The sequence below is a fragment of the Rhizobium sp. PAMB 3174 genome (assembly GCF_052908375.1).
Genome location: NZ_CM128608.1, coordinates 1,234,151 through 1,249,245 on the forward strand (window position 1 = coordinate 1,234,151; position 15,095 = coordinate 1,249,245).

21 protein-coding genes, 1 tRNA gene and 1 pseudogene are annotated in these 15,095 nt (G+C 61.1%); 9 read left to right on the forward strand and 14 right to left on the reverse strand.

What is annotated here, in order from left to right:
- Positions 1-36: 36 nt before the first annotated feature.
- From ACU5AY_RS05805 to ACU5AY_RS05820, 4 genes are read right to left on the reverse strand one after another with little or no spacing between them, the layout of a single operon-like run.
- Complete coding sequence (locus ACU5AY_RS05805; protein WP_446828353.1) at positions 37-285, reverse strand: hypothetical protein; 249 nt, start codon at positions 283-285, stop codon at positions 37-39.
- Between the two features lie 51 nt (positions 286-336).
- The gene (locus tag ACU5AY_RS05810) at positions 337-585 is read right to left on the reverse strand and encodes a hypothetical protein (protein ID WP_446828354.1); all 249 of its coding nucleotides are present in this window, start codon (positions 583-585) and stop codon (positions 337-339) included.
- A gap of 52 nt (positions 586-637) precedes the next feature.
- Positions 638-886: a hypothetical protein gene (locus ACU5AY_RS05815; protein ID WP_446823804.1), complete on the reverse strand. Its 249-nt coding sequence runs from the start codon at positions 884-886 to the stop codon at positions 638-640.
- A gap of 29 nt (positions 887-915) precedes the next feature.
- Positions 916-1,164 carry a hypothetical protein gene (locus ACU5AY_RS05820; RefSeq protein WP_446823805.1) on the reverse strand — a complete coding sequence of 83 codons (249 nt, stop codon included), beginning with the start codon at positions 1,162-1,164 and terminating at the stop codon, positions 916-918.
- Between the two features lie 439 nt (positions 1,165-1,603).
- On the opposite strand from ACU5AY_RS05820, the gene ACU5AY_RS05825 reads away from it, so the two are divergent.
- The 3 genes from ACU5AY_RS05825 to ilvC are packed head-to-tail and all read left to right on the forward strand — an operon-like array spanning position 1,604 to position 3,491.
- Positions 1,604-1,738 carry a hypothetical protein gene (locus tag ACU5AY_RS05825; protein WP_446828355.1) on the forward strand — a complete coding sequence of 45 codons (135 nt, stop codon included), beginning with the start codon at positions 1,604-1,606 and terminating at the stop codon, positions 1,736-1,738.
- Positions 1,739-1,777: 39 nt separating this feature from the next.
- Positions 1,778-2,419 carry a TetR/AcrR family transcriptional regulator gene (locus tag ACU5AY_RS05830; protein ID WP_446823806.1) on the forward strand — a complete coding sequence of 214 codons (642 nt, stop codon included), beginning with the start codon at positions 1,778-1,780 and terminating at the stop codon, positions 2,417-2,419.
- Positions 2,420-2,471: 52 nt separating this feature from the next.
- Positions 2,472-3,491 (forward strand): ketol-acid reductoisomerase, encoded by a 1,020-nt coding sequence (gene ilvC / locus ACU5AY_RS05835; RefSeq protein ID WP_446823807.1) that lies wholly within the window; start codon positions 2,472-2,474, stop codon positions 3,489-3,491.
- A gap of 86 nt (positions 3,492-3,577) precedes the next feature.
- Here ilvC and ACU5AY_RS05840 read toward each other — a convergent pair whose 3' ends face one another.
- The 3 genes from ACU5AY_RS05840 to ACU5AY_RS05850 all read right to left on the reverse strand — a co-directional run bounded on the left by ACU5AY_RS05840 (position 3,578) and on the right by ACU5AY_RS05850 (position 5,371).
- Positions 3,578-4,318, reverse strand: coding sequence for an NYN domain-containing protein (locus ACU5AY_RS05840; protein ID WP_446828356.1), 741 nt, complete (start codon positions 4,316-4,318; stop codon positions 3,578-3,580).
- Between the two features lie 151 nt (positions 4,319-4,469).
- Entirely contained in the window at positions 4,470-4,853 is a 384-nt protein-coding gene (locus ACU5AY_RS05845) for a hypothetical protein (protein ID WP_446828357.1), read from the reverse strand.
- A 26-nt stretch (positions 4,854-4,879) separates the two neighbouring features.
- Positions 4,880-5,371 carry a cupin domain-containing protein gene (locus ACU5AY_RS05850; protein ID WP_446828358.1) on the reverse strand — a complete coding sequence of 164 codons (492 nt, stop codon included), beginning with the start codon at positions 5,369-5,371 and terminating at the stop codon, positions 4,880-4,882.
- 69 nt (positions 5,372-5,440) lie between these two features.
- Here ACU5AY_RS05850 and ACU5AY_RS05855 point away from each other — a divergent pair, with 69 nt between their 5' ends.
- Positions 5,441-6,046: a TetR/AcrR family transcriptional regulator gene (locus tag ACU5AY_RS05855; protein ID WP_446823810.1), complete on the forward strand. Its 606-nt coding sequence runs from the start codon at positions 5,441-5,443 to the stop codon at positions 6,044-6,046.
- Between the two features lie 140 nt (positions 6,047-6,186).
- Positions 6,187-7,407, forward strand: coding sequence for an aminotransferase-like domain-containing protein (locus ACU5AY_RS05860; protein WP_446828359.1), 1,221 nt, complete (start codon positions 6,187-6,189; stop codon positions 7,405-7,407).
- Between the two features lie 32 nt (positions 7,408-7,439).
- Here the strand turns inward: ACU5AY_RS05860 and ACU5AY_RS05865 are convergent, their stop codons facing one another.
- Positions 7,440-8,504 (reverse strand): aldo/keto reductase, encoded by a 1,065-nt coding sequence (locus ACU5AY_RS05865; protein ID WP_446828360.1) that lies wholly within the window; start codon positions 8,502-8,504, stop codon positions 7,440-7,442.
- 174 nt (positions 8,505-8,678) lie between these two features.
- Here ACU5AY_RS05865 and ACU5AY_RS05870 point away from each other — a divergent pair, with 174 nt between their 5' ends.
- From ACU5AY_RS05870 to ACU5AY_RS05885, 4 genes are all read left to right on the forward strand, one after another.
- On the forward strand, positions 8,679-9,791 hold the full coding sequence (locus ACU5AY_RS05870) for an endonuclease/exonuclease/phosphatase family protein (RefSeq protein WP_446823813.1): 1,113 nt from the start codon (positions 8,679-8,681) through the stop codon (positions 9,789-9,791).
- A gap of 8 nt (positions 9,792-9,799) precedes the next feature.
- Entirely contained in the window at positions 9,800-10,519 is a 720-nt protein-coding gene (locus ACU5AY_RS05875) for an NUDIX hydrolase (RefSeq protein WP_446828361.1), read from the forward strand.
- Between the two features lie 70 nt (positions 10,520-10,589).
- Positions 10,590-11,510, forward strand: coding sequence for a PhzF family phenazine biosynthesis protein (locus ACU5AY_RS05880; protein ID WP_446828362.1), 921 nt, complete (start codon positions 10,590-10,592; stop codon positions 11,508-11,510).
- A 149-nt stretch (positions 11,511-11,659) separates the two neighbouring features.
- Positions 11,660-11,735, forward strand: a tRNA-Lys gene (locus ACU5AY_RS05885).
- An 89-nt stretch (positions 11,736-11,824) separates the two neighbouring features.
- On the opposite strand, the gene ACU5AY_RS05890 is transcribed toward ACU5AY_RS05885, so the two are convergent.
- The 6 genes and pseudogenes from ACU5AY_RS05890 to ACU5AY_RS05915 all read right to left on the reverse strand — a co-directional run bounded on the left by ACU5AY_RS05890 (position 11,825) and on the right by ACU5AY_RS05915 (position 15,088).
- Positions 11,825-13,033 (reverse strand): hypothetical protein, encoded by a 1,209-nt coding sequence (locus tag ACU5AY_RS05890; protein ID WP_446828363.1) that lies wholly within the window; start codon positions 13,031-13,033, stop codon positions 11,825-11,827.
- Complete coding sequence (locus tag ACU5AY_RS05895) at positions 13,005-13,283, reverse strand: hypothetical protein (RefSeq protein ID WP_446828364.1); 279 nt, start codon at positions 13,281-13,283, stop codon at positions 13,005-13,007. The genes ACU5AY_RS05890 and ACU5AY_RS05895 overlap by 29 nt, the downstream gene beginning before the upstream one ends.
- A complete protein-coding gene (locus ACU5AY_RS05900; protein WP_446828365.1) occupies positions 13,280-13,510 on the reverse strand; it encodes a hypothetical protein in 231 nt (76 codons plus the stop codon). Before ACU5AY_RS05900 ends, ACU5AY_RS05895 begins: the two co-directional genes overlap by 4 nt.
- On the reverse strand, positions 13,507-13,884 hold the full coding sequence (locus ACU5AY_RS05905) for a DUF4326 domain-containing protein (RefSeq protein WP_446828366.1): 378 nt from the start codon (positions 13,882-13,884) through the stop codon (positions 13,507-13,509). The genes ACU5AY_RS05900 and ACU5AY_RS05905 overlap by 4 nt, the downstream gene beginning before the upstream one ends.
- Positions 13,881-14,042, reverse strand: a pseudogene (locus ACU5AY_RS05910) (hypothetical protein); the annotation flags it as partial. The pseudogene ACU5AY_RS05910 and the gene ACU5AY_RS05905, both read right to left, overlap by 4 nt.
- 650 nt (positions 14,043-14,692) lie before the next feature.
- On the reverse strand, positions 14,693-15,088 hold the full coding sequence (locus tag ACU5AY_RS05915; protein ID WP_446828955.1) for a hypothetical protein: 396 nt from the start codon (positions 15,086-15,088) through the stop codon (positions 14,693-14,695).
- Positions 15,089-15,095: the final 7 nt, after the last annotated feature.

Here is a 15,095-nt window from a genome sequence, read left to right on the forward strand (position 1 = left end):
GGTCAGAATGGTTGGATTTTCTGTTTCAGGTCCGACTTAGTCGTTGGTGACCTGACGGTTGACGAGATCGACGGAGCCGCCCTGCTGAACCTTGTAGAGTTCGTTCACCTGGTTGCCCTGTTCGTCGTAGAACTCGTGGGTGAAGACGCTGCCGGCCGGGGCCTTGGTCAGGCGAACTTCAGACGAGCTGCCGTAGTTGAGGCTGCCCTTGATCGGCTCCAGAGCGAAGGCGGAAGAGGCGCCGGCTGCGGCGATGAGTACGGTTGCTGCAATAAGCTTGTTCATTGTCTTTGTCCTTTTGGTCAGTATGTTTGGTTGTGCGGTTGAGGGTTCGGCTTAGTCGTTGGAGACCTGGCGGTTGACGAGGTCGACGGAGCCACCCTGCTGAACCTTGTAGAGTTCGTTCACCTTGTTGCCCTGTTCATCGAAGAACTCGTGGGTGAACACGCTGCCGGCCGGAGCCTTGGTCAGGCGGACTTCAGACGCGCCGTCGTAGTTCAGGCTGCCCTTGATGGGCTCCAGAGCGAAGGCGGAAGAGGCGCCGGCTGCGGCGATGATGATGGTTGCTGCAATAAGCTTGTTCATTGTCGTATTCCTTTTTGATTTCAATGTTTGTCTTTGAAGGGTGGGGACCGACTTAGTTGTCGGTCACCTGCCGATTGACGAGGTCGACGGAGCCGCCCTGCTGTACCTTGTAGAGTTCCTGAACCTGGTTGCCCTGTTCATTGTAGAACTCGTGGGTGAAGACGCTGCCGGCCGGAGCCTTGGTCAGGTGGACTTCAGACGCGCCGTCGTAGTTCAGGCTGCCCTTGATGGGTTCCAGAGCGAAAGCGGAGGATGCGCCAGCGACGGCTGCAACCATGGAGAGTGCAATAAGCTTTTTCATGATCTTGTCCTTTCGGAAATGCGGACTAATTAGTCGTTGGTGATCTGACGGTTGACGAGGTCGACGGAGCCGCCCTGCTGAACCTTGTAGAGTTCGTTCACCTGGTTGCCCTGTTCGTCGTAGAACTCGTGGGTGAAGACGCTGCCGGCCGGAGCCTTGGTCAGGCGGACTTCAGAAGAGGTGCCGTAGTTCAGGCTGCCCTTGATGGGCTCGAGAGCGAAGGCCGAAGAAGCGCCAGCGGCTGCGATGACGAGGGTTGCTGCAATAAGCGTTTTCATTTTTCTATTCCTTTCAGTATCTTGGGGCCTGTGTGGCCAGTCGTTTTAATCAAGCGACTGAATAAGAAATATGCCCATTTTCGAAAATTTCAATCGCCTCCCTTATTAATTTTTTGTCAGATCTGGCGTTCTGGACCGACTTTTGTGACAGTCAGATGAAGGGAAGTGTTTGAAAAATATGCAAAATTAACTCAATCGTATGATTGAAAAATAATGTTGTTCCGATCTTTTGAACGCTGTGTTCAGTGTTAAACAATCCCTATTTCCGGTCCGTCCGGCGCCCCGAAATGCGCCATTGGCCACGGGATTCCGCACTATGAGAGATTCTTCCGCGGGTTGAATCGGCTGATTTGGCTGACGAAGCTGCCGGAGTGCCATCCGTTCGAATCCGGTGGTGGCCCGGGGGCTCACTTCAAAGGGGGCTTCTTCTTGTCCATCGATGCTCGATGAATTTCTGTCGAGCGAGAGCGGCACCATCCGCCAACGCAGGGTCATCAAATGGCCGACGGTTGCCCGGGCCCGGCTGCCGGCCATGCAGGAGGGGCTTGACGAATGGTGGTTTGATGGCGCATAAACGACAGAACCGTACCGTACGGTACCTAGAGGAATTGCAGTGCTCGACGGATCCGCAAATACAGGGGAGTTCTCTCCCAGGCAGAATGAAGTGCTGGAAGCGGCGCTGCATCTGCTTGTCGCCGGTGGCGAAAAGGCGTTGACCACGTCCGGCCTGGCGCGGGCGGCGAACTGCTCGAAGGAAAGCCTTTATAAATGGTTCGGCGACCGCGACGGCCTCCTGTCCGCCATGATCACCCATCAGGCTGCCAAGGTCAGGGCCTATGAGCCCGCCGGAGAGCGGCTGTCGACGGACGACCTGCGCAAGCATCTCCTGCGATTTGCCAGCGACCTGCTTGACGTTCTTGCCGGAGACGTGTCACTGGCGCTCAACCGGCTGGCGATCGGCCAGACGAGCCGTGACGGCGCCAAGCTCGGCGACCTGCTTCTGGAGCGCGGCCGCCGGCAGATCGATCGCCGGGCGCGGGCGCTGCTCGACCATGGCCGCCGCGACGGACTGCTGCAGTTCGAAAGCGGCGCAGAAGCCTATGAGGCGCTTTACGGCCTGATCGTCGCCGACCTGCATGTGCGCATGCTGCTTGGCGAGCGGATCGACGGAAAGACCTATGCCGCGAGGGCGGAGAAGGCGGTCACCGCCTTCCTCAAGCTCTACGGCACCGAGAAGACAATTGCCGCGATGTGACGTCGCGTGCGGGAATAAAGAGATAACGGACAGCAAAGGGAAGGAAAATTCAATGCGCGTCTATTACGATCAGGATGCAGATCTCAATCTCATCAAGGCAAAGAAGGTCGCCATCATCGGTTACGGTTCGCAGGGCCGCGCACACGCGCTGAACCTGAAGGATTCCGGCGCCCAGAACGTGGCGATCGCACTCAAGGCAGGCTCCGCCACCGCCAAGAAGGCCGAAGCCGACGGCTTCAAGGTCATGACGGTTGCCGAAGCTGCCGGCTGGGCAGACCTGATGATGATGGCGACGCCTGACGAACTGCAGGCCGGCATCTACAAGTCGGAAATCGCTCCGAACATCCGCGACGGCGCTGCCATCGCATTCGCCCACGGTCTCAACGTCCATTTCGGCCTGATCGAGCCGAAGGCTTCGGTCGACGTCGTCATGATCGCGCCGAAGGGTCCGGGCCATACCGTTCGCGGCGAATACCAGAAGGGCGGCGGCGTGCCGTGCCTGGTCGCAGTACACCAGAACGCTTCCGGCAATGCGCTTGAAGTTGCCCTGTCCTACGCCTGCGGCGTCGGCGGCGGCCGTTCGGGCATCATCGAAACCACCTTCCAGGAAGAGTGCGAAACCGATCTGTTCGGCGAGCAGGTCGTCCTGTGCGGCGGTCTGGTCGAGCTGATCCGCGCCGGCTTCGAGACGCTGGTCGAAGGTGGCTACGCTCCGGAAATGGCCTATTTCGAGTGCCTGCACGAAGTGAAGCTGATCGTCGACCTGATCTATGAAGGCGGCATCGCCAACATGAACTACTCGATCTCCAACACTGCCGAGTGGGGCGAATACGTCACCGGCCCGCGCATCATCACGGCTGAGACGAAGGCCGAAATGAAGCGCGTCCTGAAGGACATCCAGACCGGCAAGTTCACCTCCGACTGGATGCAGGAATGGCATTCGGGTGCTGCCCGCTTCAAGGGCATCCGCCGCATGAACGACAAGCACCAGATCGAAGAAGTCGGCGAAAAGCTGCGCGGCATGATGCCGTGGATCAAGAAGGGCGCGCTGGTCGACAAGGCCCGCAACTAAGTCATTCGGCAATCGCAACTGAAAAAGGCCGGGGAGGGCGACTTCCCCGGCCTTTTATATGGTCGCGTGAAATTCAGCCGGAAAAGCTATTTCGATTTCGCCTTTGCCGCCACGTTCTTGATCCGGATTTTCAGGTTGCCGCCCTGCGGATGGTCGATGTCGAACGCCTGGGTCTTTCTCACGAGATCGCTGAGCTTGCTGAAGCCGTAGGTGCGTGGATCGAAATCGGACGACACATTGGCGAGTTGCTGGCCGACCGTGCCGAGTGGCACCCAGCCATCGTCGGTGTCGATCTGCTCGAGGACCTTCCGGATGATCGGCGTTGCCTCTTTCGGTCGCTTGAGCGGCTCCTTGTCGTTGTTTTCTCCACCGGGCGCCCGATCCGGCAACAGGTTCTCCGTATATATGAAGCGCTTGCAGGCCTGGCGGAAGCTTTCGGGCGTCTTCTGCTCGCCGAAGCCGAAGACGTCGACGCCGTGTTCGCGGATGCGCGAGGCAAGACGCGTAAAGTCGCTGTCGGATGACACAAGACAGAATCCGTCGAACCTGCCGCTGTGCAGGAGGTCCATCGCATCAATGACTAATGTTATGTCCGAGGCGTTCTTGCCGGTCGTATATGCGAATTGTTGCTGGGGAATAATGGCGTGCCGTGACAGGACGTCCGCCCAGGACTTCAATCTCGTGCTGGAAAAATCGCCGTAGATCCTGCGCACACTGGCTTCGCCGATCTTGGCGATTTCCTCAAACAGCGCATCGACGATCTTTGCCGACGTGTTGTCGGCGTCGATCAGAACGGCGAGGCGTTGGGAGCGGCGCTCGGCGGCCATTGGAAGGTCCTTCCTACTTGTTATTCGCCAAGGCTAGCCCACAAATCGGCAATGCGGAATTGATTTCGGCCCGAGATGGACAAGGCAGACATATAAAAAGCCGGAGATGGTGGACCTCCGGCTTTCATTCGCAGTTCTTTCGAAACGTCTATCACCTTGCGGTGACTCCCGGCGAACCGGCCATCAGGGCAATCGCCACGAATAGGCCCATCGACAGGATGGTGGCGAGCGAGCCGATGATGGCGAGGCCCTCCGTCATGCCGAGATTGGCAAGCGCGATGCCCGGGATGAGCAGCCAGATCGACAGCGTTGCGAAGGCGACGTGGATGCGGGCGATCCTGCGGCGGGCCATGTGCGGGGCAGCCTGATAGAACAGTCCGAAAATCGCCATCGATACCCAGCCGAGCAGGTTGAGATGCGCATGGACCGGCATCAGGGCATGGTCGTGCGACGCGGCCATGGTGATGCCGAGCGCCATGCCGAGGAAGGCATAGACGGCGGCCGAAACGAAGCAGAAATGCGCGAGCTTTTGCATGGTAGTCCCTCTCCGGTGACACGCCGTCAGGCTGCCTGCGGTGGCATGATCTCGATGCCGTAGCGTGCTGCCGTCTGGGCAAGGAGACCGAAATCGGGCGGTCCCATTTCCTGATAGGCGGTGTCGCCGGGCGTCACCGGGTCGCCGACGGTCATGAAGAAGCCTTCGTGCATGCCGCCCGGCAGGTTCACGATCAGCATCTTGGCCGGCTTTTCATCCGGGTTGCGGAAGGCGTGGACTGCCTTCGGCGGCACATAGGCGAAATCGCCTGCCTCATAGATGCGGCTTTCGCCATTGATGGAAATCTCGTAGCGCCCGCAGAGAACGAGGAAGGCTTCCTCGTCGTCCTGCCGATGCAGGGGAGCGCCTGCTCCGGGCGCCGTCAGGCACTCGGTCAGCGTGAAGGAACCATCGGTTTCCCGCGTCATGGCGCGGAAGGTGAGAAGATTGCCGAGGAAATGAACGATCTTCGGTTCTCTCTTCTCTGCGGAAGGAAATGCGGATGCGGCGTTTTGCATGTTTGTGTCTCTCGATGTTTGTGATACGTTGAACTCGTAATGAGATAAATGTCTCATAAAGAGGATTGCATGAAGAGTCAAGACAAGAGCCATGAACGGGTGAACCAGAAGCGACGGACGCGTGCGGAATTGCTGCGGGCGGCGCAGGAAATGACGGAGCAGGGGCTTCAGCCGTCTGTCGCGGAGGTGGCGGATCATGCTGGCATTTCCCGTGCGACCGCCTATCGCTATTTCTCGACGCCGGAGGAGTTGATCCGGGAAGCCGCACTCGATGCGGTCGCGCGCAACATCACCGTCGAGCTGCCGAATGCCGTCGACGTGCGCAAGGCGCCGGAGGACCGGCTCGCGGATGTGGTCGGCCAGATATATGCGATGGTGGAAGACAACGAGCCAATGTTTCGCGCCCTTCTCGCGAGTTCCGCGACCGGAAAGAGTGCCACCAAGCGTGGTGGCCGTCGCTTGACCTGGCTTCGCGAGGCGCTGGACCCCTTGAAGCAGGAGCTGCCGGCAAAGGATTATGAGCGCCTGATTCACGGTCTGTCGCTGATGACGGGCATCGAGACGCAGGTGGTGCTGAAGGACATATGCGAGCTTTCTCCCGCAAGAGCCCGAGAGGTGTCGATCTGGGCGGCGCGGATGCTGCTTGCCGGCGTCCTCGCGAGCGCCAGGAGATGAGGCGCAGCCTGCTCGGACGCCAATGAATCGGCATTATCCCATTCCAAAATAACGACAAATCCACATAGGTCAGCATTGTTGACATATATGGATTTGCGTGCTGAAATCGTGTGATAAAAGATAAACAGGAAACACACGCCATGGACTGGGAAAGCGTCTTCGCTTCGCGCGCGTCGCGCATGAAGGCATCGGAAATCCGCGAGCTTTTGAAGCTTCAGGAGCAGCCGGACATCATTTCTTTCGCGGGCGGAATTCCGGACGCCAAGCTGTTTCCGAAGGAAGCGGTGAACGCCGCCTTCGCCAAGATCCTCGGCGGCGAACAGGCGAGTGCCGCCCTGCAATACTCCGTCAGTGAAGGCTACCGTCCGCTCAGAGACTGGATCGTCTCGCGGATGCGGGCGCTCGGCATCGACTGTTCGGCGGAAAACGTGCTGATCACATCCGGCTCGCAGCAGGTGCTGGATTATGTCGGCAAGCTCTTCCTGTCGCCAAAGGACACTGCGCTCGTCTCATGGCCGACCTATCTCGGGGCGCTTGGCGCGTTCAACGCCTACGAGCCGAGCTATGACCGGCTGGACGTTCTCGCCAACCGCGAGCCGTCTTCCTACGTCGAGGCCGCGGCCAAGGCGGGCGGTCGGGTGAAGTTCGCCTATTGCGTGCCGGAGTTTTCCAATCCCACCGGCGAGACCATTCCGGTAGCGGCGCGGGAGAAGATCCTCGATCTTGCCGAATCGCTCGACATTCCGGTCATCGAGGACGCCGCCTACCAGCAGCTGCGCTACGAGGGCGAAGGCGTGTCGCCGATCCTGGCGCTCGACATCGCCCGCAATGGCGGCGACATCGAGAAGACCCGAACGCTCTATTGCGGCACGTTTTCCAAGACCCTGGCGCCGGGGCTTCGTGTCGGCTGGGTGGTTGCTTCCAGGCAGGTCATCGCCAAGATGGTGCTGATCAAGCAGGCCTCGGACCTGCATTCCTCGACGATCAACCAGATGGTCGTCGCCGAAGTCGCCAATGCCATATTCGATGAACAGGTCGCGACGTTGAGAGAGACCTATGGTCACCGCCGCACACACATGCTGCAGGCCATGGAGCGGCACATGCCGAAGGGCGTCTCATGGACGAGGCCGGAGGGCGGCATGTTTCTTTGGGTGACGCTGCCGGACGGTATGGACGGCGCCGAGTTGCTGGCCAAGGCGATCCGGGACCACCGGATCGCCTTCGTTCCGGGCCGGGCGTTCCACGCGGACGGATCGGGCGCCAACACGTTGCGGCTCAGCTTCTCCTGTGCCGACGACCAGATGATCGATACCGGCATAGAGCGTCTGGGCCGTCTTCTGGCGGCGGAATTGCCGGCTTAGCCTCCGGCCGGCGAGGGCCGGAGGCGAGGGGATCAGCCTTCCTTGAGGAACGGTCCCAGCAATGCGAGGTCGGCGGGGCCGAGCCTGTCGCTCGCCGTCCTGGCTTGGTGCCAGTAGGGATAGAGGAGTGGCGGGCGGCTGACCTTTTCCAGTCGAGCGATTTCCTCGTGCGACAGCGTCAGTTCCGCCGCCGCCACATTGTCCTTGAACTGTGCCTCGGTGCGGCCGCCGATGACCAGCGAAGTGACCCAGGGCCGCGACAGCATCCAGGCGAGCGTCACCTGCGCGGCGGAAACGCCGTGCGCATCGCCGATCTCGACCAGCGTATCGACGATGTCCCACAGCCGGTTCTCGTCACGGATCGGCGGTTCCGTCCAGCCGGCGAACTGGCGGCTGTCTTCCGGCGTCTCCTTGTTGCGGCGGTGCTTGCCTGACAGAAGGCCGCCGGCAAGCGGGCTCCAGACGAGAATGCCGAGGCCCTGATCGACGGAGAGCGGCACCAGCTCATATTCGGCCTCGCGGGCTTCCAGCGTGTAGTGGATCTGCTGGCTGACAAAGCGCGACAGCCCCTTGCGCTCGCTGACGCCAAGGCCCTTCATGATGTGCCAGGCGGCGAAATTGGAGCAGCCGATATAGCGCACCTTGCCGTGCTTCACGAGAATGTCGAGGGCTTCCATGGTTTCCTCGACCGGCGTCAGCCCGTCCCATTCATGGACCTGGTAGAGATCGATCGTGTCGGTCTTCAGGCGCTTCAGGCTCGCCTCGCAGCCTGAAATGATGTGATGGCGGGAAAGGCCGCGATCGTTCGGGCCGTCGCCCATTGGAAAGCGGACCTTGGTGGCGATCAGCGACTTCTGGCGGCGGCCGTTTCGCGACAGGATGTCACCGATCACCTCTTCCGACGTGCCGGCCGAATAGGCGTCCGCCGTGTCGATCAGGTTGATGCCGGCATCGAGGCAGATGTCGACCTGGCGCTCGGCTTCATTGCTGCCGGTATTGCCGGTCGCCTTGAAGGCGCCCTGGCCGCCGATCGTCATCGTGCCCATGGTGAGCACCGAGACCTTGAGCCCCGAATTTCCTAGCTGGCGATACTGCATGTGGTTCCTCCTTCACTGTTGAGGGTAGAAGTAGCAAGCGGGACGCGTTTGCCAAGGGCGGCGGGCCGAGAAACGGGCCGGCTTGCGGAAACCGTTGTCGGGCTCTGGATCGGTTCGCCTTTTCCGCCTAGGGTCCGGTCGTGTTTTTCGAGTCCCAGCCGGAGAAAGGCCTTCATGTCGCTGCGCCTTGCCACGTTCAATGTCGAGAACCTGATGGAACGCTTCGATTTCTCGGGCTTTCGCAATGAACTCAATCGCGACCGGGCGCTGCGTCTCTTCAACGTCGACAACGAAGCGCAGTACCGGCGGCTGGAGGAGGCGCGGATGGTGGCGTCTGCCGATGATACGCGGCAGCTCACCGCGCTGGCGATCGCCGATACCCGGGCGGACATCATCTGCCTGCAGGAGGTCGACAACATCGACGCCCTGAAGGCCTTCGAATACGGCTATCTGTTTCGCATGGTCGGCGCCGGCTACCGGCAGAAATACCTGATCGAGGGCAATGACAGCCGCGGCATCGATGTCGCCGTGATGATGCGCGAGGAGACCGCGGACGGCGAGCCGATCGAGGTTTCCGACATCAAGAGCCATGCGGCGCTCACCTATCGCGACCTCGATCTCTATACGCCGGAGATTGCCGAGACCAACCGGCCGGACGACCGGATCTTCCGTCGCGACTGCCTGGAGATGGATCTCAAGATCGGCGGCAAGCCGTTCACGCTCTATGTCGTGCATCTGAAATCGATGAGCGGCGGCGGGCGGCAGGGCATGGACAGCCGCATCGCCACCATGGCGATCCGCGAGGCGGAAACGAAGGCGGTGCGCCACATCATAGAGCAACGATTCGGGCGCGGTGGCAGCGCCAGCAAGCGGTTCGCGATCTGCGGCGACATGAACGACTATCAGGAAAAGATCGTCATCAGCGGCGACCGGCTGAACGGCTATGCCTTCGACCCTGTGGAGGAAGCGGAAAGCGCGCTGAATGTGTTTTCGCGCGACGGTTTCACCGAGAACGCGCTCCTGCGCCGCGACGTGATGGACCGCTGGACGCTCTATCATTCGCGCGGGCCGCAGGAGCGCCATCTCTGCCAGCTCGACTATATATGGCTGTCGCCCAAGCTTGCCGCAGACAATGCCCGGCGCGTTCCGGAGATCATTCGCAACGGCCAGCCCTATCGCACGATCTTTCCGCCGGGCCAGGAGGTGGAGCGCTATCCGCGCACCGGTTGGGATCGCCCGAAGGCGTCCGACCATTGCCCGGTCGCCATCACGCTGGACATCCTATGAGCGGCATTATGAGTGACCTGCCGGGCGAGGGCGAGGTGATCGACATCGACGCCTTCGATCTGCGCGTTCACGACGGGGTTCATCCCATCGAACGAGAGAACTGTTCGGCGATTGCCGCAAACTGGGACAAGGAGAAGGCCGCCAAGCCGGCGCTCTTCAATGGCCGGGTGGTGTTTCAGGATCGAGTCGCGATCGAGGACCGGGTTCTGCGCGCTGAAGGTTTTGTCGTCGATTATGCGACCTTTCTCTGGTGGCGGCGTCATGCCGAACCGAAGGCCGGGTTTCATCTCTTCGGCTTTCCCGTGCCGGTCTCCAGCGACGGGGCTCTGATTGCCGTGAAAATGTCGGAGCACACCTTGAACGGCGGCTTCGTCTATTGCCCGGCTGGCGGCATCGACGACAGCGACGTCGTCGACGGGCGCTGCGATCTCGCCGGCAACATGGCGCGCGAAGTAATGGAGGAGACGGGCCTGACGCTCAAGGATGCGCGAGCGGCGGATGCCTTGCATGTCTTCCGCGTCGGGCGGCATTTCACCGTCTTCCGATATTTCCATTTCGACCGTACGGCCGATTCGCTGATTGCCGACATTCGCGCCCATATCGCCAACGGGCACGAGGACGAGATCGCCGATGCGGTGGCGATTACCTCCGGCCGGCCGGATGCGCATCGCTATTCACGGGCGATGTTGCCAATTCTTCACCATTATTTCGGGTCAGACCGGGGGTGAAGCGCAAGGGGTTGCGCGGCGGTGGCCTGTAAGGCACGGTGCAGCCGGTTCATGATTCAGGAGGTAAGGTGTGCCGCGGGCTTACAGTATCTATGACGTGTTCACGGACAAGAAACTTGCTGGCAACCCGCTTGCCGTCATATTCGATGCAGAAGGTCTTTCCACGGAAGCCATGCAGGCGATCGCCCGGGAAATGAACCTGTCGGAAACCGTCTTCGTGCTGACGGCGGAAAACCCGGCCCATACCGCAAAGATCCGGATCTTCACGCCCGGCCGCGAACTGCCGTTCGCCGGCCACCCGACGGTCGGCACCGCGGTGGCGCTGGCGGAGGAAAAGCACGAGCGCAACGGCACCACCGACATCGACGTCGTCTCGGTTCTGGAAGAGGAGGTCGGACCGGTGCGCTGCGCCGTCAAGCTCCGCTCGGATGGCGCGGGCTTTGCCGAATTCGACCTGCCGCGCAAGTCGAACAGCATCGCCTTGCCGCTGGAGAAGGAAGGCATCGCCGAGGCGCTCAGCCTCAATCCGGCGCAGCTCGGCTTCGAAAACCACCAGATCAGTATCTGGAGCGCCGGCGTGCCGTTTCTTCTCGTGCCCGTCCATGATGTCGCGACGGCCTCGCAGATCGAATTCGATCCGACGCTCTGGGAGCGCGCCGTTCCCTTCGTGGAGGGGAGGCTTGCCTCGGCCTATGTCTATACGCGCGGGGGTATCCATCACCACGCCAATTTCCATGCGCGGATGTTTTCGCCGGATATGGGGATTGCCGAAGACCCGGCGACGGGTGCTGCCGTGGCGGCGCTGTCGGGAGCGATCCGCTTCTATGACGATCTCAATGACGGCCATCACAGTCTCGTGGTGGAGCAGGGGGTGGAAATGGGCCGTCCGTCCTTCATCCATCTGCACATGAGCGTCGCGGGCGGGGTCATCGCGACGGCAAGAATCGGCGGGCAGGCGGTTCGTATCGCGTCCGGCACGCTCGACGTTTGATCGGTCGCGGGTGTGGCCGACAGCAAGACTGTCGTTTTTCACCGCGTTTCCGGGCCTTTTGCGCACCTGCGAAAAAAAGATGATTTTGTCTCTGGACATTAAAAAAGAACCTGTCTATATCGCCCACACACTGCAGCAACGCAGGGTGTGGGTGATTAGCTCAGTTGGTAGAGCAGCTGACTCTTAATCAGCGGGTCCACGGTTCGAGCCCGTGATCACCCACCAAATATCCTCCTGTTTTCGTTGTTCTTTTCTCGGTTTCGCTGATTGACGAGAGGGTTGCGGTTTCCAGAAAATTGGAAACGGTTTCCAATTCATGTTCCGTTCCTGTTCCTGAAAGCGGCCGGTTCGATCTCGGACCAGCGGGCCTCCATCAGTTTCATCGCGTCACGCGCCAGAGAGCGCAGTGAGACCTCGCGGCCGTAGTGCTGGACCATCTGCGCCGACATGTTGCAGATGGCGCCGACCTGGTTCTCCGTGCAGCCCACTTCCAACAGATTGATGACGGCGTTCTTGCGCAATCCGTGGAAGACGATCCGCTCGTCGCGGAAGCGTTTGAACTCCGGACGGTTCATCATCTTCTGCCATTCGGTGCGGAAACCGTCGGCCGACTTGTAGGAGGCGTAGCGCTCGCTTGCGTGCAGCATCAGGCTGTCTGAGGCCGGAATACGGTCCATCCATTGCCGGTACGCCGAGTGGATCGGAATCCATACCGTCCGCTTGGTTTTTTGCGCGCGCACGGCGATCAGGTTCTCGCCGGCCTTCGGCCTGACCATGGCGATGACATCGCCCTGGCGCTGTCCGGTGAAGAAGGCGGACATGGCGATCATCTGCATATGGAAGGGCGCGTGCCTGAAGAGTGTTTCAAAAGCCCAGTTCGGCCAGGGCGACCACGGTTCGCCGCCGGGGATCTTCTCGGTATGGCTGACCGGATTGGTGGTGCAAAAGCCGCGCGGCACGCCCCAGGCCATCAGGCGGGACAGGAAGGCGCGGAACTGATTGGCGCTTGCCGGCGTCTCGCCGAGCGCGTCGATCGCTTCCTGCGCGTCGACTGTCGTCATCTCCGCAGGCAGGTCGTTGCCCCAGATCTCGACGATCAGTTTTCCCGACGCCTTGTAGCCGCGGCGCGTGGAATCGGACAGCGACGTCCAGAACGGGTTCTTCTCGTCCTGGAAGGCTTCCACCAGCGCGCGAAAATCCTTGATGCCGCGCCGTCCCTTCTCGGCGAAGGCTGCGAAGGCGCGCTCGGCTTCGGGCCAGAACTCGCGCGACCGGTGATCGGGCAGGCGCTTGCCGTCCAGCAGAAAGCCTTTCTCGTCGCGCGCAAGATGCTCGCAGATCGCCAGATGCTCGTTGAACTCGCGCGAGAAGGGCGGCGACAGGTTGACCGATGGCCATGCAGCCTTGGTATTGCGGAACTTGGTGAAGAAGAAATACTCGGTCTTCGACCCGTCCTTACGGGTCTTGGTGACCTTGTGAACGTGTTTCGGCAGTTCAACCGTGCCGCTTCTTCCCGATCTCATTGCGGAACTTCGCTCCCAGTCCTGATCCTGTGGCAGTGTCACCGATATTCATCGCGCGGTCCAGATCGTCCCGATACCAGAACTTGCGCCGGCTGGTGTCGACAACCCGTGGCTCGGGATAGAGCGTGCCGACCCGGTCAAGGAAATCCTCGACATGCTTCTCGCCGCAATAGCCGGCCGCCATGTCCGCCGGCATGCGCGGCGGCCAGCTGCCGGCCGGTATGGTGGCGGGGCGGCGGGGCCTGGTCATGTCACTTCCGCCTGGTGGTTCATCAGCATCGCCGCAGTGCGCGACGGGCCGGGGCAGGGCTTCGAGACGATGATCTGGTCGTTTGCGGTGGCGAAGCTCGCGGTGCATTCGAACTGCACCATTGCGATTGCCGGGGCGAAGGCCTCGTTGGTCTGTTCCCGCTTTGCCGCGCCGCAGGCCGGGCAGTTTGTCTGCTCGAGCAGGATCTTCGCGTGGGCGGCGGTCATGGTTTCACCTCGTCGCATCTCGGCCGGTTGGCAAATGCGATAAGAACGTCGGCATGGCAGGGGTTGCCGTCCTTCGGGCACCAGCAGGCGAGGTTGCGGCCGCGCAGCTCGTCGAGGCGATCGGCGATGACGTTGCAGATCTTCGCCTGTTCGTGGACAGAGACGGTTTTCCCAAGGGGAAAGCCGCCCTGCAGCATGTAGGAGAAGAGTGTCACGCAATAGGCGCGGTCGCCATCCTTGCCGACGATGAAGGGATTGCCGAAGGCGGACGGGCGGGCGACGTTGACGGCCGGCAGACCGTTGGTGGCGATCGACAGCGCTTGCAGGTCGAAGCCCCTGGCGCGCGACAGGCGGAGGCGGACGGGGGCGGTCATTCGATCAACTCCAGAGCGCTTTGAGGATATATCTGCACGGATCCGAGTTCGCGATCGCTCTCGACGGCGTAGCCGATCGGTGTCATCTCAGTCTGGTAAAATCCAACGACGCGGCCGTTCCACGAACTGCCCTTGATCTTGCGGACGCGGGTGCCCAATGGCCACCAGTCGCGTGCCGGGATCGTGTGAATGAAGTCGATCGCCGGCGTTTCATGCAGCATGATTGGTCCGGCCGGGAATTTTCCCATTGTGTCCCGAAGGCGGTCAAACTCCTCTTCCGACATCCTTCCGATCCTGGCGACGAATGCGTATTGGGTCATGATCTGACCCAGCAGCGCCTTCACTTCTTCGTTGAAGATGACCTTACTGCCCCGCTGGTGGAGCATCATGGCGAAGTTGGCGATGTCGACCGGATCGCCCTTTTGGACGTGCCGAACAAGCTCGTAGGACAGGAATTCCAGCGAGCAGTCGTCGGAATTGTCCCATCCGCCGCGACCTTCCGCCCGCTTCTTCGCCAGCTTGGCCTTCATGGCGGTCGAGAACGTGTCGACGGCAATGTCGTCGGTGTGGACTGCCTGTCCCCGCTCGAGCCCATCTGTGACGATGCCCGCCGCCTCAAACCGACCGTCAAAAAACTCGCTGTGAGGACGGACCCAATAGTTCCCATCCATGCCACGGTAAATGCAGACGTGTTCGTTGTCTCCGACAGGACTGTCGGTCTGCAGGGTCGCATTCTCGGCAATCATGTCGTATGTCGATTGCCGCTTCCTGTGTCTGTAAATCACGCGATCCATGACCATCTCCTCCCTCACACGCGCATCGGCATCAGCACGGCGACGTCGGCCGGGCGGGCGGGGACGGTGATGCGGGCGGGGGCGCCGGGGTCCGTCATGGCGATGATGAAGCTGTCGGCGCCGAGGCTCGTCAGCATCTCGAGCGCGTATTTGCCGTTGAAACCGATTGCCATCTCGCCGTCGCCTTCGGCGTCGATATCCTCGGTCGCGTCGCCGGCGTCCGGGTTCTTGGCCGTCAGCTGCAGGCGGCCATCGGCAAAGGCGAAGAGGCAGGCGCGGCCGCGCTCGCCGCTGATGGTGGTGACGCGGTCCAGCGCCTTTTCCAGAGGCTCGCGCTGCAGGGTATGCCGTGGCGCTGGAGCAGACCATCGCCGAAATCGTCGCGCAGCAGCAGCTCGTCTGACCGCAATTTCCGCA

Bases quoted from the DNA above. Each gene is read 5' to 3' on its own strand.
- ACU5AY_RS05805 (WP_446828353.1), bottom strand. From the start codon at position 285: ATGAACAAGCTTATTGCAGCAACCGTACTCATCGCCGCAGCCGGCGCC.
- ACU5AY_RS05810 (WP_446828354.1), bottom strand. From the start codon at position 585: ATGAACAAGCTTATTGCAGCAACCATCATCATCGCCGCAGCCGGCGCC.
- ACU5AY_RS05815 (WP_446823804.1), bottom strand. From the start codon at position 886: ATGAAAAAGCTTATTGCACTCTCCATGGTTGCAGCCGTCGCTGGCGCA.
- ACU5AY_RS05820 (WP_446823805.1), bottom strand. From the start codon at position 1,164: ATGAAAACGCTTATTGCAGCAACCCTCGTCATCGCAGCCGCTGGCGCT.
- ACU5AY_RS05825 (WP_446828355.1), top strand. From the start codon at position 1,604: ATGCTCGATGAATTTCTGTCGAGCGAGAGCGGCACCATCCGCCAACGC.
- ilvC (WP_446823807.1), top strand. From the start codon at position 2,472: ATGCGCGTCTATTACGATCAGGATGCAGATCTCAATCTCATCAAGGCA.
- ACU5AY_RS05840 (WP_446828356.1), bottom strand. From the start codon at position 4,318: ATGGCCGCCGAGCGCCGCTCCCAACGCCTCGCCGTTCTGATCGACGCC.
- ACU5AY_RS05845 (WP_446828357.1), bottom strand. From the start codon at position 4,853: ATGCAAAAGCTCGCGCATTTCTGCTTCGTTTCGGCCGCCGTCTATGCC.
- ACU5AY_RS05850 (WP_446828358.1), bottom strand. From the start codon at position 5,371: ATGCAAAACGCCGCATCCGCATTTCCTTCCGCAGAGAAGAGAGAACCG.
- ACU5AY_RS05855 (WP_446823810.1), top strand. From the start codon at position 5,441: ATGAAGAGTCAAGACAAGAGCCATGAACGGGTGAACCAGAAGCGACGG.
- ACU5AY_RS05860 (WP_446828359.1), top strand. From the start codon at position 6,187: ATGGACTGGGAAAGCGTCTTCGCTTCGCGCGCGTCGCGCATGAAGGCA.
- ACU5AY_RS05865 (WP_446828360.1), bottom strand. From the start codon at position 8,504: ATGCAGTATCGCCAGCTAGGAAATTCGGGGCTCAAGGTCTCGGTGCTC.
- ACU5AY_RS05870 (WP_446823813.1), top strand. From the start codon at position 8,679: ATGTCGCTGCGCCTTGCCACGTTCAATGTCGAGAACCTGATGGAACGC.
- ACU5AY_RS05875 (WP_446828361.1), top strand. From the start codon at position 9,800: ATGAGTGACCTGCCGGGCGAGGGCGAGGTGATCGACATCGACGCCTTC.
- ACU5AY_RS05890 (WP_446828363.1), bottom strand. From the start codon at position 13,033: ATGAGATCGGGAAGAAGCGGCACGGTTGAACTGCCGAAACACGTTCAC.
- ACU5AY_RS05895 (WP_446828364.1), bottom strand. From the start codon at position 13,283: ATGACCAGGCCCCGCCGCCCCGCCACCATACCGGCCGGCAGCTGGCCG.
- ACU5AY_RS05900 (WP_446828365.1), bottom strand. From the start codon at position 13,510: ATGACCGCCGCCCACGCGAAGATCCTGCTCGAGCAGACAAACTGCCCG.
- ACU5AY_RS05905 (WP_446828366.1), bottom strand. From the start codon at position 13,884: ATGACCGCCCCCGTCCGCCTCCGCCTGTCGCGCGCCAGGGGCTTCGAC.